This is a genomic window from Streptomyces scabichelini, from assembly GCF_011045015.1.
In the GTDB taxonomy this organism is placed as follows: Bacteria; Actinomycetota; Actinomycetes; order Streptomycetales; family Streptomycetaceae; genus Streptomyces; species Streptomyces scabichelini.
In genome coordinates, this window is record NZ_JAAKZY010000169.1 from 1 (window position 1) to 22,682 (window position 22,682).

The 22,682-nt window shown below is 69.5% G+C and carries 20 protein-coding genes and 2 pseudogenes; 9 read left to right on the forward strand and 13 right to left on the reverse strand.

The genetic code is table 11. The features are described from left to right. Positions 1-55: 55 nt before the first annotated feature. From G5C60_RS37080 to G5C60_RS52580, 3 genes are all read right to left on the reverse strand, one after another. On the reverse strand, positions 56-457 hold the full coding sequence (locus tag G5C60_RS37080) for a transcriptional regulator (protein WP_165266144.1): 402 nt from the start codon (positions 455-457) through the stop codon (positions 56-58). Further along, the gene (locus tag G5C60_RS37085) at positions 454-969 is read right to left on the reverse strand and encodes a hypothetical protein (RefSeq protein ID WP_206440444.1); all 516 of its coding nucleotides are present in this window, start codon (positions 967-969) and stop codon (positions 454-456) included. The genes G5C60_RS37080 and G5C60_RS37085 overlap by 4 nt, the downstream gene beginning before the upstream one ends. A 266-nt stretch (positions 970-1,235) precedes the next feature. Further along, positions 1,236-1,526 carry a hypothetical protein gene (locus G5C60_RS52580; protein ID WP_165266142.1) on the reverse strand — a complete coding sequence of 97 codons (291 nt, stop codon included), beginning with the start codon at positions 1,524-1,526 and terminating at the stop codon, positions 1,236-1,238. Here G5C60_RS52580 and G5C60_RS53350 point away from each other — a divergent pair. Then, positions 1,458-1,628 (forward strand): annotated as a pseudogene (locus G5C60_RS53350) (DUF397 domain-containing protein); the annotation flags it as partial. The gene G5C60_RS52580 and the pseudogene G5C60_RS53350 overlap by 69 nt on opposite strands. Before the next feature lie 42 nt (positions 1,629-1,670). Here G5C60_RS53350 and G5C60_RS37100 read toward each other — a convergent pair. Beyond that, positions 1,671-2,840 carry a steroid 3-ketoacyl-CoA thiolase gene (locus G5C60_RS37100; RefSeq protein ID WP_165266146.1) on the reverse strand — a complete coding sequence of 390 codons (1,170 nt, stop codon included), beginning with the start codon at positions 2,838-2,840 and terminating at the stop codon, positions 1,671-1,673. A gap of 276 nt (positions 2,841-3,116) precedes the next feature. Between G5C60_RS37100 and G5C60_RS37105 the strand changes: the two genes are divergently transcribed. Then, positions 3,117-4,352 (forward strand): cytochrome P450, encoded by a 1,236-nt coding sequence (locus G5C60_RS37105; RefSeq protein ID WP_165266148.1) that lies wholly within the window; start codon positions 3,117-3,119, stop codon positions 4,350-4,352. Positions 4,353-4,488: 136 nt separating this feature from the next. Here G5C60_RS37105 and G5C60_RS37110 read toward each other — a convergent pair whose 3' ends face one another. The 3 genes from G5C60_RS37110 to G5C60_RS37120 all read right to left on the reverse strand — a co-directional run bounded on the left by G5C60_RS37110 (position 4,489) and on the right by G5C60_RS37120 (position 9,187). Then, entirely contained in the window at positions 4,489-6,033 is a 1,545-nt protein-coding gene (locus G5C60_RS37110; protein ID WP_165266150.1) for an ABC transporter substrate-binding protein, read from the reverse strand. Between the two features lie 14 nt (positions 6,034-6,047). Then, complete coding sequence (locus G5C60_RS37115; RefSeq protein ID WP_165266152.1) at positions 6,048-8,276, reverse strand: hypothetical protein; 2,229 nt, start codon at positions 8,274-8,276, stop codon at positions 6,048-6,050. 200 nt (positions 8,277-8,476) lie between these two features. Continuing rightward, positions 8,477-9,187: a TetR/AcrR family transcriptional regulator gene (locus tag G5C60_RS37120; protein WP_165266155.1), complete on the reverse strand. Its 711-nt coding sequence runs from the start codon at positions 9,185-9,187 to the stop codon at positions 8,477-8,479. 157 nt (positions 9,188-9,344) lie between these two features. Between G5C60_RS37120 and G5C60_RS37125 the strand changes: the two genes are divergently transcribed. The 3 genes from G5C60_RS37125 (at position 9,345) to G5C60_RS37135 (ending at position 12,953) form a co-directional block, all read left to right on the forward strand. After that, a complete protein-coding gene (locus tag G5C60_RS37125; protein ID WP_165266157.1) occupies positions 9,345-9,974 on the forward strand; it encodes an MSMEG_1061 family FMN-dependent PPOX-type flavoprotein in 630 nt (209 codons plus the stop codon). 76 nt (positions 9,975-10,050) lie between these two features. Beyond that, entirely contained in the window at positions 10,051-10,989 is a 939-nt protein-coding gene (locus G5C60_RS37130; protein ID WP_165266159.1) for a PDR/VanB family oxidoreductase, read from the forward strand. Positions 10,990-11,183: 194 nt separating this feature from the next. Next, positions 11,184-12,953: a hypothetical protein gene (locus tag G5C60_RS37135; RefSeq protein ID WP_420907448.1), complete on the forward strand. Its 1,770-nt coding sequence runs from the start codon at positions 11,184-11,186 to the stop codon at positions 12,951-12,953. Here G5C60_RS37135 and G5C60_RS37140 read toward each other — a convergent pair. After that, entirely contained in the window at positions 12,907-14,958 is a 2,052-nt protein-coding gene (locus G5C60_RS37140; protein ID WP_165266163.1) for a phosphatase PAP2 family protein, read from the reverse strand. The genes G5C60_RS37135 and G5C60_RS37140 overlap by 47 nt on opposite strands. Positions 14,959-15,399: 441 nt before the next feature. On the opposite strand from G5C60_RS37140, the gene G5C60_RS37145 reads away from it, so the two are divergent. After that, positions 15,400-16,080 carry an O-methyltransferase gene (locus G5C60_RS37145; protein WP_165266165.1) on the forward strand — a complete coding sequence of 227 codons (681 nt, stop codon included), beginning with the start codon at positions 15,400-15,402 and terminating at the stop codon, positions 16,078-16,080. A gap of 94 nt (positions 16,081-16,174) precedes the next feature. Here G5C60_RS37145 and G5C60_RS37150 read toward each other — a convergent pair whose 3' ends face one another. Further along, entirely contained in the window at positions 16,175-16,570 is a 396-nt protein-coding gene (locus G5C60_RS37150; RefSeq protein ID WP_165266167.1) for a hypothetical protein, read from the reverse strand. Between the two features lie 121 nt (positions 16,571-16,691). Here G5C60_RS37150 and G5C60_RS37155 point away from each other — a divergent pair, with 121 nt between their 5' ends. Then, positions 16,692-17,108 (forward strand): DnaJ family domain-containing protein, encoded by a 417-nt coding sequence (locus tag G5C60_RS37155; protein ID WP_165266169.1) that lies wholly within the window; start codon positions 16,692-16,694, stop codon positions 17,106-17,108. A gap of 152 nt (positions 17,109-17,260) precedes the next feature. Here the strand turns inward: G5C60_RS37155 and G5C60_RS54355 are convergent. The 3 genes and pseudogenes from G5C60_RS54355 to G5C60_RS37170 all read right to left on the reverse strand — a co-directional run. Then, positions 17,261-17,518: pseudogene (locus G5C60_RS54355) on the reverse strand (aldehyde dehydrogenase family protein); the annotation flags it as partial. A gap of 306 nt (positions 17,519-17,824) precedes the next feature. Beyond that, complete coding sequence (locus tag G5C60_RS37165; RefSeq protein WP_206440445.1) at positions 17,825-18,139, reverse strand: hypothetical protein; 315 nt, start codon at positions 18,137-18,139, stop codon at positions 17,825-17,827. Positions 18,140-18,144: 5 nt separating this feature from the next. Then, positions 18,145-18,825, reverse strand: a complete 681-nt coding sequence (locus tag G5C60_RS37170; RefSeq protein ID WP_165266173.1) for a hypothetical protein — start codon at positions 18,823-18,825, stop codon at positions 18,145-18,147. 194 nt (positions 18,826-19,019) lie between these two features. Here G5C60_RS37170 and G5C60_RS37175 point away from each other — a divergent pair, with 194 nt between their 5' ends. After that, complete coding sequence (locus G5C60_RS37175) at positions 19,020-19,595, forward strand: GNAT family N-acetyltransferase (RefSeq protein ID WP_165266174.1); 576 nt, start codon at positions 19,020-19,022, stop codon at positions 19,593-19,595. An 81-nt stretch (positions 19,596-19,676) separates the two neighbouring features. Beyond that, positions 19,677-20,087, forward strand: a complete 411-nt coding sequence (locus tag G5C60_RS37180) for a VOC family protein (RefSeq protein WP_165266176.1) — start codon at positions 19,677-19,679, stop codon at positions 20,085-20,087. 56 nt (positions 20,088-20,143) lie between these two features. Here the strand turns inward: G5C60_RS37180 and G5C60_RS37185 are convergent, their stop codons facing one another. Continuing rightward, the gene (locus G5C60_RS37185; RefSeq protein ID WP_165266178.1) at positions 20,144-22,258 is read right to left on the reverse strand and encodes an MDR family MFS transporter; all 2,115 of its coding nucleotides are present in this window, start codon (positions 22,256-22,258) and stop codon (positions 20,144-20,146) included. Positions 22,259-22,682 lie beyond the last annotated feature (424 nt).

The window sequence follows — 22,682 nt, forward strand, 5'->3', positions numbered from 1 at the left end:
GGCTCGGGGGGCGTGGTGGGCGGTGCGAGTTGTAACGGTGTGTGCTTGAGCTTGGTCATCGTCCTGCCTCCGCGGGGTGCTGCTGCTCTTGTGCCGCCCCGGTTGCGGCCGTCGCGGGAACGTCATCCACTGCCGCTGCCGGGTCGGTCGCCGCCGCCGTGGGTCCGGCGCCCTCGACGATCGCCCGGAGCGCCGCCACATGCCCCTCGAAGGCGGTGCGGCCACGGTCCGTCAGCCGTACCTTCGTACGCCGTCTGCGGCCACCGCCCTCCTTGTGGATTTCCAGGTATCCGGCCTCTTCCAGGGTGTGCAGCTGCTTGGAGAGCGCGGAGTCGCTGAGCGAGAGACTGTCGCGGATGAACGCGAAGTCCGCCCATTCGGTGGTGGCGAGCAGCGCGACCACCGACAGCCGGGTGGCGGGATGGATGAGTTCGTCGAAGCCGGTGGGGGTGCTCATCGGCCCGCCCTCTCGCGGGCCGACGAGCGTCCGCCGCGGCCGCGCAACGAGCCGGCCGCCCAGCGGCTCGCCGGCCCGGTGAACAGCAGGAACACGACCGTCGCGGCCGTGGCCTGGATCGGACTGCCGACCATCGGCTCCAGTGACTCGACCAGGCGGCCGGACAGCAGAACCGTCCCGCCGGTCGCCACTCCGCCCGCGACGAACGTGGCGGACACCCGCCAGTTGTAGCGGGAGCGGTGTAGTTGCATCCGGCTCCTGCGGCTGTAGATCACGGCAATCACGCTCAGCAGCGCGACGTACGCGGCGAGGATCAGCCAGAAGCCCCACTGGGGCGGGTCCAGGCCCAGGCTGGCCAGGAAGACCCACATGATCGCGGCCGTGGCATACGGTGCGCCGGGGCTACTGAATGCGCACCGCTCGATCTCGTCGTACACCCGCTCCTGCGGCACCCGGATGCGCTGAAGATCTTTCCATGCCTGTTCGGCATCGATCGATGTGCTCACGGCCATCGCCCTCCCCATGACGATTCAGGACAGGCAGGCACTGCACTTGAAGTGCCGCCCCGCTTTACTTTCCTGCCGGGAAAGCTACCCTCCGACTTTCCCAGAAGGCAAGTCGGGGTGTGGCGGTGTACGGCGGCATGGCGCCGAGGGGAAGTTCTCCTGCCTACGGCTGCCCCTTCTTCATGCGCCTCATGAGGCGAGTCGCCCATGCCCAGAAAAGGATGAAGGCTGCGACGAGAATCCACCCGTCCAGCCCAGGCGGACCATTGCGTTCACCTTTTTCGGCCGTCCTTGGCCAGGATCGAGTGTTCGTCGGCCACCGCGCGGTACAGCGTCGGGCCGGAGGCCTCGTCCACGTCGGCGGCGGTCCAGGCGCGGCCGCCGTGGCTCCTGCGGCAGGTGAAGTCGAAGTCCGGCGTCTCCCGCAGCAGCCGCCACACCCCGTCGGCAAAGGTCATCGCGTACACCCGTATGACGCCCCGCGAGTCGAAGTAGTGCTGTGTGTACGCACCTGTCTCCGGGTCCGCCGCGACGATCGCCATGCTGTCCGGGGCCTCGGCCAACGGGACAGCAGCGATCAGGGCGGCGACTGCGTGGAGTGCGCGCTACGCGACTCAAGGAACCCGGCGGGGCCCCATCTCCCCTTGGACCCCGCCGCGTTCACCACCTTCGTCGACTGGACGACCCTGGACGACTCTGGACGGCGACTACAGCCGCTGAATGATCGTCCCGGTGGACAGCGCCCCACCCGCGCACATCGTCACCAGCGCGAACTCCTTGTCCCTGCGCTCCAGTTCATGCAACGCGGTCGTGATGAGCCGCGCGCCCGTGGCGCCCACCGGGTGACCGAGGGCGATCGCGCCGCCGTTCACGTTCACCTTCTCCAGGTCCCGCTCGAAGACCTGCGTCCAGCTCAACACCACTGACGCGAAGGCCTCGTTGATCTCGACGATGTCGATGTCCTTCAGGGTCATGCCCGCCTTGCCCAGCACGGCCCGCGTGGCGTCGATCGGCCCGTCCAGGTGGAAGTGCGGGTCGGCGCCGACCAGCGCCTGGGCGACGATCCGCGCCCGCGGCCGGAGTTTCAGCGCCCGCGCCATCCGCTTCGACGCCCACATGATCGCCGCCGCACCGTCCGAGATCTGCGACGAGTTGCCCGCCGTATGCACGGCCGTCGGCATGACCGGCTTCAGATTCGCCAGCGCCTCCATCGAGGTGTCGCGCAGTCCCTCGTCACGGTCGACGAGGCGCCACATGCCCTGTCCGGCCCGCTGCTCGTCCTCCGTGGTGGGCACCTGGACCGCGAACGTCTCGCGCTTGAAGCGCTCCTCGGACCAGGCGATCGCAGCCCGCTCCTGGGAGATGAGCCCGAGGGAGTCGACGTTCTCGCGGGTCAGTCCGCGGTTGCGCGCGATACGCTCCGCCGCCTCGAACTGGTTCGGCAGGTCGACGTTCCACTCGTCCGGGAACGGCTTTCCCGGCCCGTGCCTGGACCCGGATCCCAGCGGCACGCGCGACATCGCCTCGACGCCACAGCTGATCCCGACATCGATCACTCCCGCCGCGACCATGTTGGCGACCATGTGCGAGGCCTGCTGCGAGGACCCGCACTGGCAGTCCACGGTCGTCGCCGCGGTCTCGTAGGGCAGGCCCATGGTCAGCCAGGCCGTGCGCGCGGGGTTCATGGACTGCTCGCCGGCGTGCGTCACCGTGCCGCCGACGATCTGCTCGACACAGTCGGCGGGGATGCCGGTACGGCCCAGGAGTTCACGGTAGGTCTCGCCCAGGAGATAGGCGGGATGCAGATTGGCGAGCGCGCCGCCGCGTTTGCCGATGGGAGTGCGTACGGCTTCGACGATCACGGGTTCCGCGGCCATGGGGAGTTCCTCTCCTCGGGTCACCCGCGCGGCGCGGGCGTCCCGGCCCACCCGCCACGCAGAACTAGTACGCGTTCTAGTTCTGCTTGCAGTCTGCTGACGAGTCACCCCCCTCCGCAAGGGGCTTGCAGCCTCCGAAGTCGTGATCTGCACGAAGCCTGCACGGAATTCGAGGCGCCGTACCTCTTGCTACTTATAGAACCCGTTACTACCTTCACGGCAATTCCCGGTTCCTGATGGACCGTCAGAAAACAGGTGCGAGACCTGGAGTTGCCCATGCCCTGTCCAGCGCTGCCCGACGGGTTCGACTTCACCGACCCCGATCTGCTGCACCACCGCGTGCCCCTCCCGGAGTTCGCCGAGCTGCGCCAGGCCGAACCGGTCCACTGGATCCCCCAGCAGCCCGGCATCGCCGGCTTCGAGGACGAGGGCTACTGGGCCGTCACCCGGCACGCCGACGTCAAGTACGTCTCCACACACCCCGAGCTCTTCTCCTCCTACCTCAACACCGCGATCATCCGCTTCAACGAGCACATCCCGCGCGACGCCATCGACGTGCAGCGGCTGATCCTGCTCAACATGGACCCGCCTGAACACACCCGGGTCCGCGGCATCGTGCAGCGCGGCTTCACGCCGCGTGCCATCCGCGCCCTGGAGGACACCCTGCGGCGCCGCGCCCGCTCGATCGTCCAGGAGGCCGTCGCGCAGACCGGCTCGTTCGACTTCGTCACCCAGGTCGCCTCCGAACTGCCCCTCCAGGCGATAGCCGAGCTCATCGGCATCCCTCAGGAGGACCGCCGCAAGATCTTCGACTGGTCCAACAAGATGATCTCGTACGACGACCCGGAGTTCGCGATCACCGAGGAGGTCGGCCAGGAGTCGGCCACCGAACTCATCTCGTACGCCATGAACATGGCCGCCGACCGCAAACAGTGCCCCGCGAAGGACATCGTCACGCAGCTGGTGGCGGCGGAGGACGAGGGCAACCTCACCTCGGACGAGTTCGGCTTCTTCGTACTCATGCTGGCGGTCGCCGGCAACGAGACGACCCGTAACGCGACCACGCACGGCATGCACGCGTTCCTCACCCACCCCGACCAGTGGGACCTCTACAAGAGGGAGCGCCCTTCCACGACGGCCGAGGAGATCGTGCGCTGGGCGTCGCCCATCGTCTCCTTCCAGCGCACGGCGACCCAGGACACCGAACTCGGCGGCGCACAGATCAAGAAGGGCGACCGCGTAGGCCTCTTCTACTCCTCCGCGAACAACGACCCCGCCGTCTTCGACTCCCCGGAGGTCTTCGACATCACCCGCGACCCGAACCCCCACCTCGGCTTCGGAGGCGGCGGCCCGCACTACTGCCTCGGCAAGTCCCTCGCGACCCTGGAGATCGACCTCATCTTCAACGCGATCGCCGACGCGATGCCGGGTCTGCGCCTGGTGGGCGATCCGCGCCGCCTCCGCTCGGCCTGGATCAACGGCGTCAAGGAACTCCAGGTCAGCACCAGTTGACCCACCGGACCCTTCGCCGGGTCCCGCAGATCAGGAGGCGGGGGCATCCCCCTACGCTCCGCCCCCGCCTCCTGCCACCGCGTCCACGGAGACGGCGACATGCCGGTGATGCCGGTGATGCCGGTGACCTGGTCGCTCAGTCCGTCTCGGCCCGGCACTCTTCCGTGGGCGGCCTGCCCTTCGGCCAGGCGAGCTTCTCGAACTTGATGTGCTGCTTCGGGGCCGGGTCGAGACGGACGATCGCGACCGCCTTGTTGTAGGCGTTGGCGTCGTTGTCCAGACAGATCCAGCCGCTTGCGCCCCTGACCTTGGAACTGCCGTGCAGACGCCGCCATGCCTCGCGTACGTCCTCCAGCTCCGGCACACCCTTCCCGGCCTGCTGGCGGTTGCGAATGCCCTCGATCATGGTCCGTGCGGCGTCGTGCAACGTGATCACCTGGCCGTCCGCGAGGTCGGTGGGGCCGATGTCGCCGACCTTCTTGCGCTCTGACGGGTCGGTGACCAGTTTCCTGAGCGCGAGGAAGTCCGCGGCCGAACCGCCGGTCTTCGGTGGGTTGTTGGCCGTCCACGCCTGCGCGTGGGTGACCGTCGCGTACTTGACCTCGATCCCCTTGCCGAGCTTGAACGCGGCCCAGGCCTGCTCCATCCTCGGGTCGAGCGCGAGCAGGGAGCCACCGGACAGGGTGACCACCGTGTAGTGCTTGTCGGTGCAGCCGCGGCCGCCCAGGGCCTTGACGAACTCGGCCAGTTCGGGCACCCGGCCGGAGAAATACACCGTGGTGGCCCGGGAGACACAGAGATTGTTCACCATGTCCTTGAAGTCCTTGGGGATCACGTTCTCCGAATTGAACTGTTCCGGGAGGTACGGAGTCTTCGCTCCCTTGTTCTCCGTGGTCTGTGCACGGAAGGCGTCCCGCACCGACTCGGCGTAGAGGTCGCCCGGCCTGGTGTCCTCCACGAGGAAGGTGTCCTGCGGCTCCACCTTCAGATAGTTGGTGAGGGCCTCCGCCTGGTCCAGGCTGGACGGGACGACCTTCGCCAGGCCCGGCAGCTTCGCGGGGTCTATCTTGTCGGAGGTGATCGGCCCGCCGACGACGGGTATCTTCTTCCCGGTCAGATACTTGATGGTGTCCAACGTCGAGTCGACACTTCGGTTGAAGCCGAAGACACCGCGCAGCCGGTGCTCGCTGTCCGCCATCGCCACCAGCTGGTCGGCGACCTCCTTGCCGTGCTTGTTGTCGGGGCCGGGGTTGGCGAGCACGAGCCGGATCGGGATGTTGTCGCCCTCACGGTTGGCCCGGTACTGGGCGAGATACGAACCCTGCACATCCCGCAGCACCCGCGTCTTCTCAACCTTGTTGTCCTCCTCCGGCATCGGGACCATCAGGGCGATCGTCGCGTAGTCCTTGTCGCCCTTCTCGACCCTCTGGTTCTCCTCCTTGATCCGGTCGAAGACCGGCTCGAGGTCGTCGAAGTACGCGAAGGAGCCGTCCGTGACTCCGGTGCACTCACTGTCGCCGTCCCGTTGCTCCACGCCCTCCGCACACGAGGTGTCGAAGATGCTGATGATGACGTAGACGGAGGGCGGGACGATCAGGGCGAGGACCAGGGCGTAGTGCAGCAGCTGGATGAGCGGCGCCTTGCGCCGGTGCCATCGCCACAGGTCCGATAACCACTTCACCGTCGACAACCTCCTCAGGAAACCGGGAGCTCAGGGGCCTGCCGCCCCTCGAGAAACGCGTCGATCCAGCCGTCCTTGGCGAGCGCGCCGACATAGGCGTGGTGCGTCCAGCGCTCCCCCGCATCCAGGTGCTCCCGCGCCTCATAGTCCGCACTGAGCGTCATCAGGCCCGACTTGAGCTGTACGAGGGCCGGATCCCCGTGCTTCACGGGCTTCTGCGCGGAGGGATCCGAGAGCCGCCATACCGTCGTCAGGACCTGGCGGATCGCGCTGTGCACCTTGGGCGCCCCGTCGTGCGCGCACGCCGGGCACGGCGGCGGGGCGCCGGGCGCGTCCGGATGGTCCTGCTGCTGGGTCTGGTTCGCCCCGTAGGACGGGAAGCCGCCGCGTGGGCGTGGTGCGGCGGCGAGGAAGTTCACCGTGCGCAGCCAGGTGTCCGGCTCGTCGTCGAGATAGCGGCGGTGCAGGGCCCGTACCACCAAGGTGTCCAACTGGCCCAGGGCCAGGGCATGGTGCAGATGGCGCAGCTCGTGTGCCACCGAATCGGCGGGCAGGTCCCGCTGGTTGTAGTGGTCGGCCAGCCGCCGGTGGTGCATCGACCAGCGCTGACCGTCCGGCTCCTCGCGCAGCGTGTGCAGCAGTACGGTGCGCAGCCCACGGTCGGTGATCAGCGGCGCCGGGCCGTCCACGGCGGGCCACGGACACTCGTTCCACAGCACCCGGGACAGCGCGTCGGCGACCAGCTGGTGCACATGCAGCGAGGCGGCCGTGCCCTCCGGCCGGGTCGGCAGGCGGTGCGCGAGGGAAGCGGCCGCTGCCTCGTCCAGGGCGGGCGCCAGATCGAGCAGCTGCTCGCGCACGGTGGCGTCCGGCAGCAGCTGTTCGAGCAGCAGGTCGGCGACGGGCCGGTCCCCTTGCGCCCGTACGGGCAGCGCGAGGAGGTCCAGTGTGTCGAACTCACCGCCCTCGCGCAGCCGTTGGCGGGCCGCCTCGACGAGGAGCAGGGCGTTGCCGGTCCGTCCGCCACTGAGCCGGGCGATGACCTGGGGCAGGCCCGGCGGACAGGGGCAGTCCTCCAGCATGTCGCGGATCTCGTCGGCCGTGACAGCGGGGATGCGCAGGCGCAGCAGCCAGGTGGCCGGCGGGCACAGCTCCCGCTTGTTCCAGGGCGCCGGCTGTGTGACGGGCTTCAGCGCGCTGTCGCGGGTACCGCCGCCACCGTTGCTGTTGTCGCCACCGTTGTTGTTGTCTTCGGCGCCGTTGTTGTCGTCAGCGGCGGCGCCGCGCTCCCGGGACGTGGCGATCACCACGGGGCGCATCGGACGGCCCGACCAGCGGCGCCGCTCCTCATGCTGTCCGTACTGCTCGACGAAGGGCTCGAGAAAGCGTTCTCCGAGCGCCGCGTCCACGTCGTCGAGCAGGATCAGCGGCGGGTGGGCGGTCCGGCGGGCCCAGGAGCCGTACGCGTCGGCGATGTCCGCGAGCAGCGCACCGATCAGATGGGACTCGACCTCCGCCCGGTCGGCGTCCCCCTGCCGGAACTTGCGGACAAGCCCGAACAGGCCCTTGACCGGGTCGTCCCGGCCGAGGCGGTCCCGCCACCAGGAGAGCGGGGCACGGCCTTCCCTGCCCTCGGTGAGGGTTTCCAGTGCGGCGTCGAGCACCCCGGCAAGGCCGGGCACCTGGGGCAGCAGGCCGCCGATGACACCGGACACCGCTGTCTGCCACTTGCGGACGGCTTCGCTGCGGGCCGCCGCGGGAGCGTGCTGCTGCCCAAGGAGATCGCGCAGTTCGTTCTCGGCCTCCTCGCGATCACCGGGCCGCACCTGCTCCGGGGCGTCGGGCCGCCAGGCGCTGATCACCAGCAGGGCCGGCGAGAGCCGCAAGAACTTCGGCTTGGGCCTGTAATCGGTGGGCACGTCTTCCAGCTCGTGCCTGAGGGTGAAGAGGATGTTGGTCACCGGCGAGGAGATCGCCGTGTCGAGGAGTTCCCGGTCCTCCGGATCCGGGGCGGAGTACGGGCTCTGGTCGAGCTCGATGAACGCGGTCGGCACCAGCGAGCCGTAGCCCGCCCGAAGTGCCTGGAGAAGAGCGGTCTTTCCGGTGGCACGGCCGCCGACGATCTCGATGACCGGGTCGCCGTCAGGAAAGGCCGACCGCTGCCAGTCCCCGCCACCGAGCGGCATGTGCATCATCGGCGGAACCAGCCGGTCGACCACCGCATTGAGGTTGTGCAGGCACATTCCGCCCCCCGTTCCCCCGTAAGACCCGAATGCCCGTGTCCAGGGCGGGTGCGGCCCGCCCGGCTCGGACACAGGGAAGGTAGAGGGCGCCGGGACCAGCAGCAACAGCCTTCGCCATTAAGGATGCCCACGATCCGGCATCGGCCGAAAAGCGCCGTCCGAAGTACGTCCGAAGCACGAAGGTGAACGAAACGGGATGATCAGAGATCAAGGTTCTCGTCGCCTTCGTGATCCCCTGAACCAGAAGCGCGGTCACACTCGCCCGGCGCGGCCGTGAGGTAGCGCGTGAGCATGGCGACGAGTTCGTTCTCCAGCCGGGCGGTGTCGACGGGGTCGGGCGCGGCGATGAGTTGGTGGACGGCGAGTTCGGCCGTGGTGACGACGAGCCGGGCGGCGACGGACGTGTCGTCGACCCGTACCTCCGGATGGTGCTCGAGCAACTCACGGACGTATGTGACCCGCGCCTGCTCGTACTGGGTCATCTTCTCCAGCAACTCGGGGGCCCGGGGCGCCTGTTCGAACATCACGCGCAGGAGCTGGGGGTCGTCCAGGTGGCTCTCGATCGAGGTGCGTACGAGGTCGCGGATGATCTCCTCAAGGGACGCATGGGACTCGTGGGGCTCATAGGGCTCGTGGGGTCCTTCGTCCCGGCGGCGCCTCCTGGCGGCCATCCCCGCGTCGAGGTGCCGGGTCACCAGCTCCACCAGGATCGCGTCCTTGTTCGGGTAGTACTGATACAGCGAGCCGATCGAGATCCTGGCCCGCTCGGCGATCCGGTTGGTGGTCCCTGCGGCATACCCGTACTCGGCGAAAACGTGAGCAGCGGCCGTGAGGATGCGCTGCCTCGTGAGTTCGGCTCGGACCTGGCGTGGCTGTTTACGTGGCTGAAGTCCGCGATGGCCCGACGTCATGGCACCTCCTGTGCGGCTGGTCGAAAGCGAGTAGCCAAGACCTGAGTAATTGCTCACAATAGTGCCATGACCTGCGGCGGAGCAGGGGATGACGGCGATCGGCGTCAGTCCTGCGCGTCCGCCGCCGCCTCCGCTCAACCCCCCGGAAGGAGCCTTCATGACGCATGCCAGCACGCGCCCTCGGCGGGTGTCGCCGGACGAGGTCCGCGCCCGGCTCGGCGAGCCCGAAGACATGATCAAGGCCAAGATCCTCGATCACATCGACCGGCACTCCCGACGCTTCATCGCGCATGCACCGTTCCTGACCATGGCCACGGCGGACGCGGCAGGGCACGCCGACTGCTCACCCCGTGGCGACTACCCGGGCTTCGTGAAGGTCCTGGACGAACGCACGCTCGCGATTCCCGACCGCCCCGGCAACAAGATCGCCGACTCGTTCCGCAATCTGGCCGAGAACGACGGAATCGGGCTGCTCTTCCTCATCCCCGGCATGCGGGAGATGTTGCGGGTCAACGGTCACGCGTATCCCACCGACGAACCCGATGTACTCGCCCGGATGCAGACCGAGGCCAAGAAGCCGGAGTTGGCGCTCGTCGTCGATGTGTCGCAGGCCTACTTCCACTGTGGCCGCGCACTGATCCGGTCCCGGCTGTGGGATCCCGCGAGCCAGGCCCTGGCCGACGAGATCGCGTCGCCCGGCGAGATCGTCGCCGACCAGCTCGGGCTCGACATCGACCCGAAGGCACTCGAGCGCCTCCTCGTGGACAGCTACCGGAAGCTCTACTGACAGTGAAGATCGACGGTGAAGATCGACGATGAAGACCGACAGTGAAGATGTGACCAGGCCACAAGGTGAATCACCGATGCAGCAGCAGACCGTTGTCGAGCGTATCGACCAGGTCGCCGAAGACGTCGTCTCCCTCCTCCTGCGCGGTGCCGACGGCCCGCTGGCGCCCTGGGAGCCGGGAGCACACATCGACCTGGCCCTGCCGAACTGGCTGACCCGGCAGTACTCGCTGTGCGGAGACCCGGCGGACCGGGAGTCGTACCGCGTCGCGATACGGCACGAGCGCCTCAGCCGGGGCGGTTCGGAGTACGTCCACCGGTTCCTGCGCCGGGGCCGCACACTCGACGTGTCTGTGCCACGGAACCACTTCCCGCTCGTACCCGCCCCGGAGTACCTCTTCCTCGCCGGCGGGATCGGCATCACCGCCATCCTGCCGATGCTGCGCGCGGCGATCGCGTCGGGCATCCCGGCCTCACTCGTGTACGTGGGCCAGTCGGTCGAGACCATGCCCTTCGCCGATGAACTGCGCTCCTCGGACAGCGAGTACGGCAAATACGGCGAGTACGGCGACCGGATACGGATCGTCGCCACGCGCCGGGACGGCAGGCCGGACCTGGCGGCGCTGGGCTCCGCCCTCTCCCCCGCCGCCCTGGTCTACTGCTGCGGCCCCGCGTCGATGCTCGCCGCGGCACAGGCCGCGTTCCCCGCCGAACGGCTGCACACGGAGCGGTTCCACCCGGTGCCCAGGTCGTTCGCCCCCAACACGGAGTTCGAGGCGGTGTGCGCCCGCTCGGGACAGACGGTCCAGGTGCCGCCCGACGAGTCGCTTCTGGACGCCCTGACCAATTCCGGACACCCCGTGCCGTCCGGATGCCGCGAAGGCGTCTGCGGCAGCTGCGAACTCACCGTCGTCGACGGCGAACCCGACCACCGGGACGACATCGGAGCCCCCGCGGGCCGCATGTACGCCTGTGTGTCCCGCGCGCGGTCGCCACGACTCGTCGTGGACCTCTGACCTGGCACCGAACTCGTGCGGCTCCCACGCGCACGGGGTATTTCCGGTGACCCCCAGTCGCCGTAAGTCGTTGCACGGCTCGTGAGCTCGACCTGTGCGACCCTCCGGCCGGAAATCAGTGAACGTTTCCGTTCAGAACGACGTCTTCGCCCGTGACACAGCAAGCACACAGTCGAAGACTTCGAACGGAAACGCTGACCGTGGTCTCTGCCGCCGAGCTGTCCCCCGCCCGTCAGGACGACCCGGCCGCCGGTCCGCGGAAGGAGCCGTTCCGCCAGGTCAAGGGGTTCTGGCGGCGGCACCGTGTGCCGCTGCTCGCCACGCTCCCGACGGTTCCGCTGTACGTGGTGTGGTTCGCGTTTCTCGCCACCGGCGGCGGGGATCTGGCGGCGCAGGAGGCGTGGGCGGAGTTCGCGTCACGGCACGGGGACTCGGCGTACAGCCTGTTCTGGTACGGCGGGATGCACACCGCCAACTACAGCCTGATCTCGCCGTACTTGATGGCCGCCTTCGGGGTGCGCACGGTTACGGTCGTCGCCGGGCTGCTCGCGAGCTGGCTGGCCGCGGTCCTGTTCGTCCGTACGGGAATCCGCCGCCCGCTGGGCCCGGCGCTGCTCGCGTCGCTCGCGCTGTGGTGCAACGTCGCGTCCGGCCGTACGACCTTCGCGCTCGGCGTCGCCTTCGGTCTCGCCGCGTGTGTGCTGCTGACCCGGGAGAGACGCCTGCCGCTGGCGGTGGCGTACGCCGGTCTGGCGACCATGGCGAGCCCGGTGGCCGGACTGTTCCTGGCGGTGGCGGGTGCCGGTTACGCCCTCGTACGCGACCGGGGGCGGGCGGCCGCTCTCCTGGTGCCGCCGTTCGTGGTGGTCGCGGCGACCACGCTGCTGTTCCCGTTCACCGGGGAGCAGTTGATGCCCGCTTCCCGGATCTGGCCGCCCGTCCTGTTCGGTGTCGTCCTGCTGACCTTCGCGCCGCGCCGCTGGGGGGTGCTGCGGTGGGGCGGCCTCGTGTACGCGGTCGGGACGCTCCTGACGTATCTCATCCCCTCGCCGATCGGCACGAACGTGGAGCGGCTCGCCGAACTGTTCGCGCCCGCCGCACTGCTCGCCGCGCTAAGCGCTCCGCTGGAAGGACGGTTCGACAGCTGCGGGCCGTCCGTGGCTGGTCGCTCCCCCAAGTTCTCGGCTTCGCTCGAACCCGGGGGGACCCCCATCGCGGCGGAGCCGCATATGTCACAGTCCCGCGCCCCTTACGGGGCGCGCTACAGGCGCTTCGCTCTCACCGTGGCGCTGATCCTCTCCGTGACCTGGGTGGGCACGAAGACCGCCGACGACCTGCGGGTGTCCACCAGCGTGCCCACCTGGGCCGCCGACACGCGCGGTGTCGTCCGGGCCCTGGACCGGCTCGGCGCCGAGCGCACCCGGGTCGAGGTGGTCCCGGCCCGCAACCATCGCGAGGCCACCGCGCTCGCCCCGCATGTGAACCTGGCCCGCGGCTGGAACCGGCAGCTGGACATCGAGCGCGGCCGCCTCTTCTACGACGGGACGTTCTCGGAGACGACGTACCGCGCCTGGCTGGACCGATGGGCCGTCGGCTTCGTCGTGCTGCCCGCCGGGAAGCCGGACGGGTTCGCCGAGGACGAGGCGCGCCTGGTCAGGAGCCGGCCCGCGTGGCTGGAGCCGGTCTGGCAGGACGTGCACTGGCGGGTGTTCCGGGTGCGCGACGCGGTGCCGCTGGTGTCGCCGCCCGCCTCCGTCGTGCGGGCCTCCAGCGCCGAGGTCGTCGTCCGCATGCCGCGGCCCGGCTCGGTGACCGTACGCATCGCCTACTCGCCCTGGCTGTACGCAGAGGGCGGCTGCCTGGAGAAGCGGGGCGAGTTCACTCGGCTCACGGTGACCGAACCGGGCGTGTTCCGGATCAGCTCGGGGTACGGTCCTTCGCCTGGTCCGGCTCCGCGATGCTGATCTCCGCGGGCTTGCCGGGCGTGCGGACCCGCGGCCCCTGGAGCAGGTAGGTCAGCGCGAAGCCGGCGCCGACGACGGCCGCGCCGCCCGCCGCGTCCAGCACCCAGTGGTTGGCGGTCGCCACGATCGCCGAGACCGTGAAGAAGGGATGCAGGAGCCCCAGCCCCTTCATCCACCACTTCGGCGCGAGGATCGCGATCACCAGACCGCACCACAACGACCAGCCGAAGTGCAGCGAGGGCATCGCCGCGTACTGGTTCGTGAGAGCGGTCAGCGTCCCGTAGTCGGGCTGGGAGAAGTCCTGCACGCCGTGCACGGTGTCGATGTAGCCGAGGCCCGGCATCAGCCGCGGCGGGGCCAGCGGGTAGAGCCAGAAGCCGACCAGCGCGAGGATCGTGGCGAAGCCGAGCGCCGAGCGGGCCCAGCGGTACTCGGCGGGGCGGCGGACGTAGAGGACTCCGAGGACGCTCAGCGGAACCACGAAGTGGAACGACGTGTAGTAGAAGTCGAAGAAGGCCTGGAGCCAGTCGACCTTCACGACCGCGTGGTTGACCCAGTGCTCGATGTCGATGAAGAGGAACTTCTCGATCGCGAGTATCTGCTCGCCGTGCTCCTCGGCGGTCGCCCGGCCCCCCGTGTTGCTGCCGCCGGTCGCGGCAAGCCTGACCTGCTGGTACGCGGAGTATCCGACGCGGATCAGCAGCAGTTCGAGCAGCAGGTTCGGGCGGGTGAGGACGCGGCGCAGGAACGGCAGCAGCGGGACGCGCTTCCAGCGGGTGGGGACCGCTGGCGCGTACTCCGTGGGGATCGGGACCTGGTAGTACGGCGAGGTGCGGGACAGGAACGGAACGGCGCAGGCGGCGGCGACCGCGGCCAGCAGGACGACGTTGTCACGCAGCGCGTGAACCGCCGTGATGTTCGGCAGCATCATCTTCGCCGGCAGCGTCATCACCAGCACGACGGCGACCGGCCATACGTACCGGTCTCCCGCCTTCTTGCCGACCCGGCCGGCCAGCGCGAGCAGCACCCACAGCAGCTGGTGCTGCCAGGTCGTGGGCGACACCGCGATCGCGACGCAGCCGGTCAGCGCGACGGCGAGCAGCAGTTGCCCGTCGCGCGCGTAGCGCACGGCACGGCGCAGGCCGAGGACGGCGACGGCCACGGCGAGGAGCAGGAACAGGGCGATCTCCAGCGGCCCGGTCAGCCCGAGCCGCAGCAGCGCGCCGTGCAGCGACTGGTTGGCGAGGTCGTCGGCGGGCCGGCCGAGGCCGACACCGGCCAGGTGGTGCACCCAGTACGTGTACGAGTCGTGCGGCATCGCCGCCCAGGCGAGCGCCGTGCAGGCGGCGAACGTGACGCCGGTGGAGAGCGCGGCCCGGCGACGGCCGGTGAACCACAGCAGCGGCGCGAACAGCAGCACGGTCGGCTGGAGTGCCGCGGCGACGCCTATCAGCAGTCCGCTGGTCCGTTCCCCCCGGACCGTGAAGCAGCCGAGCAGCACCAACAGCACCGGGATGATGCTGGTCTGGCCGAGATACAGCGTGTTGCGCACGGGCAGCGACAGCATCAGCAGGCTGATCGCCACGGGCGCGGCGAGCAGGGCCGTGCGTCTGCTCACGGGCTGCGGCAGGGCGCGGGCCGCGATCAGGCCGAGCGCGACGACCAGCAGCAGCGTGCCGAAGGTCCAGCCCCAGCCGAGGGCCTGCTCGGCCGCGCGCGTGAGGGGTTTGAGGACGAGTCCGCCGAATGGCGTGCCCGTGAAGCGCGTCGAGTCGTACAAGGATCCGTTCACATGCAGGACGCCGCCCGGGCCGACCCACGTCTCCAGATCCGTCAGGCGTTCCCCCTTCGGGGTGCTCAGAACGACGGCGACCTGCCGTACCGCCAGGACGGCGGCGACCAGCCAGAGGCCGGCGCGCACCACTGCCAGTCGTGCCTTCGCCGTCTCCGCGGCTCCCGCCGCGAAGGCATCCCCTGGTCGCCCGCTGTGCTCCGCATTCGCCACGCGCCGTCGGCCCTCCCGCCCCGTTCGTCCCTCGTGTCCCGTGGGCCACGTCTGTTCGTTTCACTGTGCGAACCCTAAGAGGCTCGCACTCCCCCCGCCGAGAGACGCAGGCAACCCCCGCTTTACCTGACGTCCTTCCATCTTTTGTCCGGAAGAAGGCGCGGCGCGACCGCAGCCAAGGGCGTCCCGCCGGATGACGCAGCCATGCGGAACGCGCGACACCGCTTGGAACCGCGACGGAGGAGGCCGGCCGGCTCGCCTCCCGGCCGTCCTTACCGGTCGCGGGCATCGGCTCCGCAGCGCGCCGCGCCACTTCGCGAGAGGCGACTCCGCAGCCGCCGAGCCGACCCGGCGGTAAGGAGCTAATAAGGACCAGTAAGGGCTATATTCGACGACGGAGCTAGTTAGCGTCTCTAACTAGACAGACGAAAGGCATGGTGCATGACCCAGCCACGGCTCTGGAACGACGTGGACGACTACTTCACCGCTCTCCTCGCCCCACCCGACGACGCCCTGGCCGCCGCGCTGCGCGACAGCGACGCCGCCGGCCTGCCGCACATCAACGTCTCCCCGACCCACGGCAAGCTGCTTCATCTTCTCGCCGTGATCCAGGGCGCGCGCCGCATCCTGGAGATCGGCACTCTCGGCGGCTACAGCACCATCTGGCTGGCCCGTGCCCTTCCGGCGGACGGCAGCCTGATCACCCTGGAGTACGCCGAGCGGCACGCGGAGGTGGCCCGCCGCAACCTCGCCCGGGCCGGCCTCGACAAGATCACCGAGGTGCGCGTGGGCCCCGCCCTGGACTCCCTGCCGAAACTGGCCGACGAGCACGCCGAGAATCCCGACCCCTTCGACCTCGTCTTCATCGACGCGGACAAGGTGAACAACCCCCACTACGTGGAGTGGGCCGTCAGACTCACCCACCCCGGCAGCCTCATCGTCCTCGACAACGTCGTACGCGGCGGCGCGGTCGTCGACGCCGACAGCGATGCCCCGGACGTACGAGGCACGCGCGCGGCCCTCGAACTCTTCGCCTCCCACCCGAAGCTGGACGCCACGGCGATCCAGACGGTGGGCGTGAAGGGGTACGACGGTTTGGCGCTGGCGCGCGTACTGCCGTAGTACCGAACCACGCTCGGCCCTGTCCCACTTGGCCGTACTTCACTCGGCCGTACGTCACTCGGCCGTACGTCACTCGGCCTTACGTCACTCGGCCTCACGCCTCGTGGTAGAAGCCCACGTTCACGCTGCGCGGCCCGGTGCGGTCCTGGATGACGAGTTCACCGGAACCGCCCCGGGGCAGCTTGGCCGTCCCCCCGTACGGCAGGGGCTGCGGGACCCCGCCGACCAGCACCAGCCGCACCTGGGACGAGGGGTCGGCGTGCGAGCCCCGCAGCCACGTCACCTGCCATGTCCCGTCGGGCCCGCACAGGAACTCCAGATGCACCCGCGAGACGAACAGCCAGTCGTCGGGCGTCGCGAGGCGGCAGAAGCCCCGGTCCCGCCCCACCCGCATCACGGCACCCGGCTCGCTGGGCGAATCGGCCATCTGCATCCCGGCCGTCGCACCCGCGTCCGCCGCGGACACCGTGGCCATGGTGAGTTCGAGCACGTGCGCTCCTTCAGTTCCCGCAGTCCAATGGTCGTGCACCGGGGCGCGCTTGACGCACCGGCGACGTACCGCGGCCGAATGATAGATCGCCCGGCCGCAGGCCGTCCGGCACAATAAACGCATGACCGAGCGAAAACCTCCCGGGGTCAGCTTCGAGTCCTGGGTCGACAAGCAGATCCGCGAGGCGGAGGCGCGCGGGGAGTTCGATCAGCTTCCCGGTGCAGGCAAGCCGCTGCCGAGCGGCACCGACACGTCGTACGACGAACTGTGGTGGATCAAGCAGAAGATGGCCCGCGAAGGCCTGTCCGTGCTGCCGCCGACCCTGGCGTTGCGCAAGGAGGCGGAGGACGCGCTGGCCCGCGCCTCACAGGCTCCTTCGGAGCGCGTGGTGCGGCAGATCGTCACGGAGATCAACGCGAAGATCCGCGAGATGATGTTCAAGCCGCCGCCGGGTCCTCCGCTGGGGCTGAAGCCGTACGACGTGGAGGAGATCGTGCGGGAGTGGCGCGAAGGGCTCCGCCGGAAGGGCGGTTCGTAACCGCGGGTTCCGTTGAGGAGAGCGTCGGTGCGCTTGCTGAAGGGGGCATAGAGGAGGCGGACGGCGTTGAAGCGGCCTTGCACGTAGATGCCCTTGGGGTGGCTGAGTGTCCGGAAGCCCTCGATGCCGTGGTACTGGCCCATCCCGCTGGCGCCGACGCCGCCGAAGGGGAGGTCGTCCTGCCCGACGTGCATGATGGTGCCGCTGATGGTGACGTTGCCGGAGGTCGTGCGGTCGAGAACCTTGCGCCGGTCCGTGTCGTCCTCGCCGAAGTAGTAGAGCGCGAGCGGTCGTGGTCGTGCGTTGACGTGGTCGATGGCCTCGTCGATGTCGCGGTAGGGGAAGACCGGGAGGATGGGGCCGAAGATCTCCTCGTGGGCGATGCGCATCTCGTCGGTGACGCCGAGCACGACGGTCGGTGCGAGGGTGTGCGGGCGGTGGGCGGCCTCGCCCGGCCGGTGACCGACCTCGTGGTTCGACGAGGCAGGCGGCCTGGCTCCCTCCGACGGAGCGGTCGTCGTGGCGCGACAGCGACGTGACGGTCACCGGCGACACCGAGCTGGCCGCCCGCTTCCTCGACGCCGTCAACGTCATCTGACCGGGGCTGCGCCCCCGAGCCCCCCGACAGGTCGTGTTCTCGGCTGCGGGTTCGTTGGGGCTGAGCGCCCCGTGCCCCGCGCCCCTTACGGGGCGCGGGGCACGGAGGGTGGGGGAGTTCACATGCGCAGGAGTCGTTCCGCAAGTTCGCGGTAGTCGCGCAGGGCTAGTCGTAGCTGCTCGGTGTCGGCCTTCTCGTCGCCGGTGGTCTGCCAGGACGTACGCAGGGTGCGGCGGCGCTGGGTGACGGCGTCCGTGAAGCGTGCCGCGACCTCCTCCAGCACCTGGTCGGCCTCCTCGAGGGACTCCTGCGGCCCGTCGACGAATCCGGTGACCGCGTGCTGAAGCCGCAGCGTCCACTTGTCGGCCTCGTCGTGCGACATCAGCCGCCCGCCGGAGACACCGATGGCAGTGTTGTCGACCTTGTCGGCCATTTTCCTCAACTCCCCTTCGCATGGCGCCTGTTGAACGCCCACGGTGAGTGCAGACGTTCGCCGAGGCGCTCGGAGCGGGTGAGGGCGGGCGCTTCGTCCGCCCGGCGCCGTGCCGTGTCCTCGCGTCCCGGTGCCACCAGGTCGTCGAAGAGGGCGCGGGCCTCGATCATGGCCTCGCGGAGTTCCTCCGTACCGGTGCGGCTCTCGTCGCCGCCCGCGACGGGCGCGTGCGCGGCCCGGTGGATGCGCCGGTAGCCATGGACGTGGGGTGCGTGGTGCACGGAGAGCGCGGCGAGCTGCTCGTCGTAGCGGTCGTCGGCCGGGTAGCCGCGGGCGCCGGCCAGTTCGCCGAGCAGCCGGTCCGCCTCGGCCACGGCCTCCCGCGGCGAGTCGACGAACCGCTCCTGGGCGGCGGCCCAGCGAGCCTCGTACCGCTCGCGCGCCGCGGGCTCCAGCGGCTGCCTGCGCAGCGAACCGTGCCGCCTCACACGGTCCGAGAGTTCGCGTTCGGCGGCCTTGGCGTCGCCGTCGTGCTGGGCGACGGCCCGGTCGTACTCGGGCCCGAAGCGCCGCCGCAGATTCCGCTCGCCGCCGCCCGCTCCGCGGGACATGACGAACCAGGCGACCGCGCCGACGACGATGACCGCCGCGACCACGATGAGAAGGATGATCACGCCTGTGGACATGGAATACCTTCCGGGTTGTCGACCCAATGGGCCTGTTCCCTGGCCGGGTTGCCCTCAGGACGGCACCCAAACGACTCCGCCGTACGGCAAGTACGCCAAGTCAAGTACGGCAAGTTCGGCAAGAAGCTCGTCAGGGCGGGCCCGCAGGTAATCGGCTTGCGGACGGCATACGACACCTCGTCACAATGCCCGCCATGACCACGCGTACCGCGACGTCCTGGACCGTCGCCCCCGAGCCCTTCGACTCCCCCGCCGCGGCGGCCCTCTGGCGCGCGTACTACACGGAGGTCAGCGACCGCTGGTATCTGCTCCATCGCGGACACGCCACCGACCCCGCCGAGCTGGAACGTGAGATCGCCGCCGACACCGGGGCCGAATTCGCCCCGCCCACCGGGACGTTGCTGATCGCACGGTACGGCGGCGATCCGGCCGGCATGGCGGGCGTGCGTCTGCGCGACGCGACCACGGGCGAGCTCAAGCGGGTCTTCGTACGGGAGGACCTGCGCGGCAAGGGCGGCGGTGCCGTCCTCCTCGCGGCGGCCGAGGAGGCGGCCCGCGGACTCGGCGCCGAGCGGATCGTCCTCGACACCCGCGGGGATCTGGTCGAGGCACGCGCGCTGTACGCCCGGCACGGGTACGCGGAGACGGAGGCGTACAACGACGACGTGTACGCCGAGCACTGGTTCGCCAAGCACCTGACCACACGGGTCAGCGACTGCCCCACACCGACACCGACACCGCAGGGCTTCGACCCGACCGTTTCACCGTGACCGGCACCCGCCGACACGTATTCTCCACAAGAAACACACAAGAGACACACGAGAGACGCATGAGAGGCAAGTGATACGTCCATGTCCCAGCAGATCTACATCAACCTGCCGGTGAAGAAACTGGAGACGACGAAAGCGTTCTGGAGCGGGCTGGGTTTCGCCTTCGACGACCAGTTCTCCGACGAGCAGGCGGCCTGCCTGGTCATCAGCGACTCGATCCGCGTGATGTTACTCGCCGAGGCGCGGTTCACGGAGTTCACGAAGAAGGCCGTGGCGGACGCCTCCACCACCACCGAGGTCATCCTGTCGCTGGGCGCCGACAGCCGTGCGCGGGTCGACGAGCTCGCCGACGCCGCCCTCGCGCACGGGGGTTCGCCCGCGAGTGACGCGCAGGACCACGGCTTCATGTACGGCCGCTCCTTCCAGGACCCGGACAACCACCACTGGGAGGTCATGTGGATGGATCCGGCCGCCGCCGAGACCTCCGGCTGAGCCGAGGTCGGGCTGACGGCCGAGCCGACTGATCCCGCCCCCGGCCTCGCGGCGGCTCAGGACACGCCCTGAGCCGCCTGCCCCACCGGCCTGCCCGCCGTTCCGCCATGCGGGCGTTCCGCGTCGGAGCCGCACATCTCCGCGTTCAGTTCCTTGATCAGCTGGACGAGGTCGGTGGGGCGGTCGGGGGTCCACCAGTCGCCCAACAGCTCGGCGAGGGATTCCTCGCGGGCCCTGGCCAGCTTCTCGGCCACCTCGTGGCCCTGGGCGGTGAGGACGAGGTCGAGGCCCTCACGCACAGCCAGGCGACGTTCCTCGACCTGGCGGGCCGCCTCCATGATGACGTTCAGCGGGACGGCGCTGCGCTCGGCGAGAACGGCCGGCTCGGCCCAGCCGTAGTGCCGGATGCGCAGCAGCAGCCAGCTCGCCGCGGGCAGCAGGTCGTAGCCGGCGCGGGCGGTGATCTTCTCGTAGATCTCCCGCCGTCCCTCGCGCGTACCGAGCAGGGACAGCGCACGGCAGACCTCGTCGTACGACGAGCGCTCCACCGGATTGCTGGCCAGCGTCTCCGTGACGTCGGGCGCCGTGACCGAGGCGCGCAGCTTGTCCTCGCGCAGGAACCAGGCCAGGACGAAGCCGACAGCGGCGACGGGAGCCGCGTACAGGAAGACGTCCGTGATCGCCGAGGCGTACGCCTGAACCGTCGACAGGCGCAGCGCGCCCGGGAGTTCGGCGATGCCACGCGGGTCGCGCCCGAGGCTGTCCGGACTGACACCGGGCGGCAGCGGCTGCCCGCCGAGCGCGGCCGTCAGCTTGTCGGCGAGGCGGCTCGCGAAGATCGTCCCGAAGATGGCGACGCCGAACGAGGCGCCGATGGAGCGGAAGAAGGTGGCACCGGAGGTGGCGACGCCGAGATCCTCGTACGAGACGGCGTTCTGCACGATCAGTACGAGGACCTGCATGACCAGGCCGAGACCGAGGCCGAACACGAGGAAGTACGCGCTCATCTCACCCGTGGAGCTGTTCTCGTCGAGCTGGTGGAGCAGGATCAGGCCGAGCGTCGTCACGCCCGTGCCCGCGATCGGGAACACCTTCCAGCGGCCGGTACGGCTGACGATCTGGCCGGACACGGTCGAGGAGAGCAGCAGACCGGCCACCATCGGCAGCATGTGCACACCGGACATGGTGGGCGAGACACCCTGGACGACCTGGAGGAACGTCGGCAGGTACGTCATCGCGCCGAACATCGCGAAGCCCACGATCAGGCTGATCACGGCGGAGAGGGTGAAGGTCCGGATGGCGAAGAGTTTCAGCGGGAGTACGGGCTCGGCGGCCTTCCGTTCGACGGACACGAAGGCCACGGTCAGTGCGACGGCCAGCACGGCGAGGCCGATGATCTGCGGCGATCCCCAGCCCCAGGTGGTGCCGCCGAGCGAGGCGACGAGGACGAGTGAGGCGGCGACGGACGCGATCAGCAACGTACCGAGGTAGTCGATCGTGTGCTTCCGCGTGCGGACCGGGATACGCAGGACGGTCGCGATGACGGCGAGCGCGACCACTCCGACGGGAAGATTGATGTAGAAGACCCAGCGCCAGCTCAGATGCTCGGTGAACAGCCCGCCGAGCAGCGGGCCGAGCACACTGGTCGCACCGAAGACGGCACCGAACAGCCCCTGGTACTTGCCCCGTTCGCGGGGCGAGACGATATCGCCGACGATCGCCATCGACAGCACCATGAGCCCGCCGCCGCCGAGGCCCTGGAGGGCCCGGTAGCCGATCAGCTGGGGCATGTTCTGCGCCATTCCGCACAGCGCGGAGCCGACCAGGAAGATCACGATCGCCGTCTGGAACAGTTTCTTGCGTCCGTACTGGTCGCCGAGCTTGCCCCACAGCGGAGTGGCGGCCGTGGCGGCGAGCAGATACGCCGTCACGACCCACGACAGGTGGTCCAGGCCGCCGAGTTCGCTGACGATGGTCGGCAGCGCGGTCGACACGATCGTCTGGTCAAGGGCCGCGAGCAGCATGCCCAGCAGAAGGGCGCCGATCGAGACGAGTACGCCGCCCCGCAGATGCTCCTGACCGGGGGCGCCGCGCGTGTGGTCGCGGGTGGGGCGCGTGTGGTCCCCGTGCCCTGTCTCGCCTGCGTTCGTGCCGTACGCATCCTCGGCCATGTAGACCTCCCGGCCGCGAGAGTCCCTTGGGTCCCCTTGTCCTTCCATCCTGGTTGGTGTGACCGGTTATGGCCTGTTGAATCCACCGAGGAGTTCGGGATTCCGGGGGTAACAGGGAGAACGTGTGGAGGAGGTCTGCATAATCACAGGAGTTCGTTTGGGGAGGGATCAACACGTGAGTGACCGGAGCGTGCACGTCTGTCCGGAATGCGGGGTGCCCCGAGAGCCAGGGGGTGCGCCGTCGTGCGAATGCGCCCAGCGGGCGAGAGACGCACTCCGGGAGACCCGCTCCGCGGAGGCGGCTGCGGCGGAGGATTTCGATGCGTTGCGAATACGGCCCTATGTGGACCTGGAGGCGGTTGAGGGCGGCGTAGGCGAGGGGGCGGCTGCGGTCTCGGCCGAGTCCGGGGCCGGGGACGGGGCC

Coding starts and splice junctions, on each gene's coding strand:
- G5C60_RS37080 (WP_165266144.1), bottom strand. CDS start 457: ATGAGCACCCCCACCGGCTTCGACGAACTCATCCATCCCGCCACCCGG.
- G5C60_RS37085 (WP_206440444.1), bottom strand. CDS start 969: ATGGCCGTGAGCACATCGATCGATGCCGAACAGGCATGGAAAGATCTT.
- G5C60_RS37100 (WP_165266146.1), bottom strand. CDS start 2,840: ATGGCCGCGGAACCCGTGATCGTCGAAGCCGTACGCACTCCCATCGGC.
- G5C60_RS37105 (WP_165266148.1), top strand. CDS start 3,117: ATGCCCTGTCCAGCGCTGCCCGACGGGTTCGACTTCACCGACCCCGAT.
- G5C60_RS37115 (WP_165266152.1), bottom strand. CDS start 8,276: ATGTGCCTGCACAACCTCAATGCGGTGGTCGACCGGCTGGTTCCGCCG.
- G5C60_RS37120 (WP_165266155.1), bottom strand. CDS start 9,187: ATGACGTCGGGCCATCGCGGACTTCAGCCACGTAAACAGCCACGCCAG.
- G5C60_RS37125 (WP_165266157.1), top strand. CDS start 9,345: ATGACGCATGCCAGCACGCGCCCTCGGCGGGTGTCGCCGGACGAGGTC.
- G5C60_RS37130 (WP_165266159.1), top strand. CDS start 10,051: ATGCAGCAGCAGACCGTTGTCGAGCGTATCGACCAGGTCGCCGAAGAC.
- G5C60_RS37145 (WP_165266165.1), top strand. CDS start 15,400: ATGACCCAGCCACGGCTCTGGAACGACGTGGACGACTACTTCACCGCT.
- G5C60_RS37155 (WP_165266169.1), top strand. CDS start 16,692: ATGACCGAGCGAAAACCTCCCGGGGTCAGCTTCGAGTCCTGGGTCGAC.
- G5C60_RS37165 (WP_206440445.1), bottom strand. CDS start 18,139: ATGGCCGACAAGGTCGACAACACTGCCATCGGTGTCTCCGGCGGGCGG.
- G5C60_RS37170 (WP_165266173.1), bottom strand. CDS start 18,825: ATGTCCACAGGCGTGATCATCCTTCTCATCGTGGTCGCGGCGGTCATC.
- G5C60_RS37175 (WP_165266174.1), top strand. CDS start 19,020: ATGACCACGCGTACCGCGACGTCCTGGACCGTCGCCCCCGAGCCCTTC.
- G5C60_RS37180 (WP_165266176.1), top strand. CDS start 19,677: ATGTCCCAGCAGATCTACATCAACCTGCCGGTGAAGAAACTGGAGACG.
- G5C60_RS37185 (WP_165266178.1), bottom strand. CDS start 22,258: ATGGCCGAGGATGCGTACGGCACGAACGCAGGCGAGACAGGGCACGGG.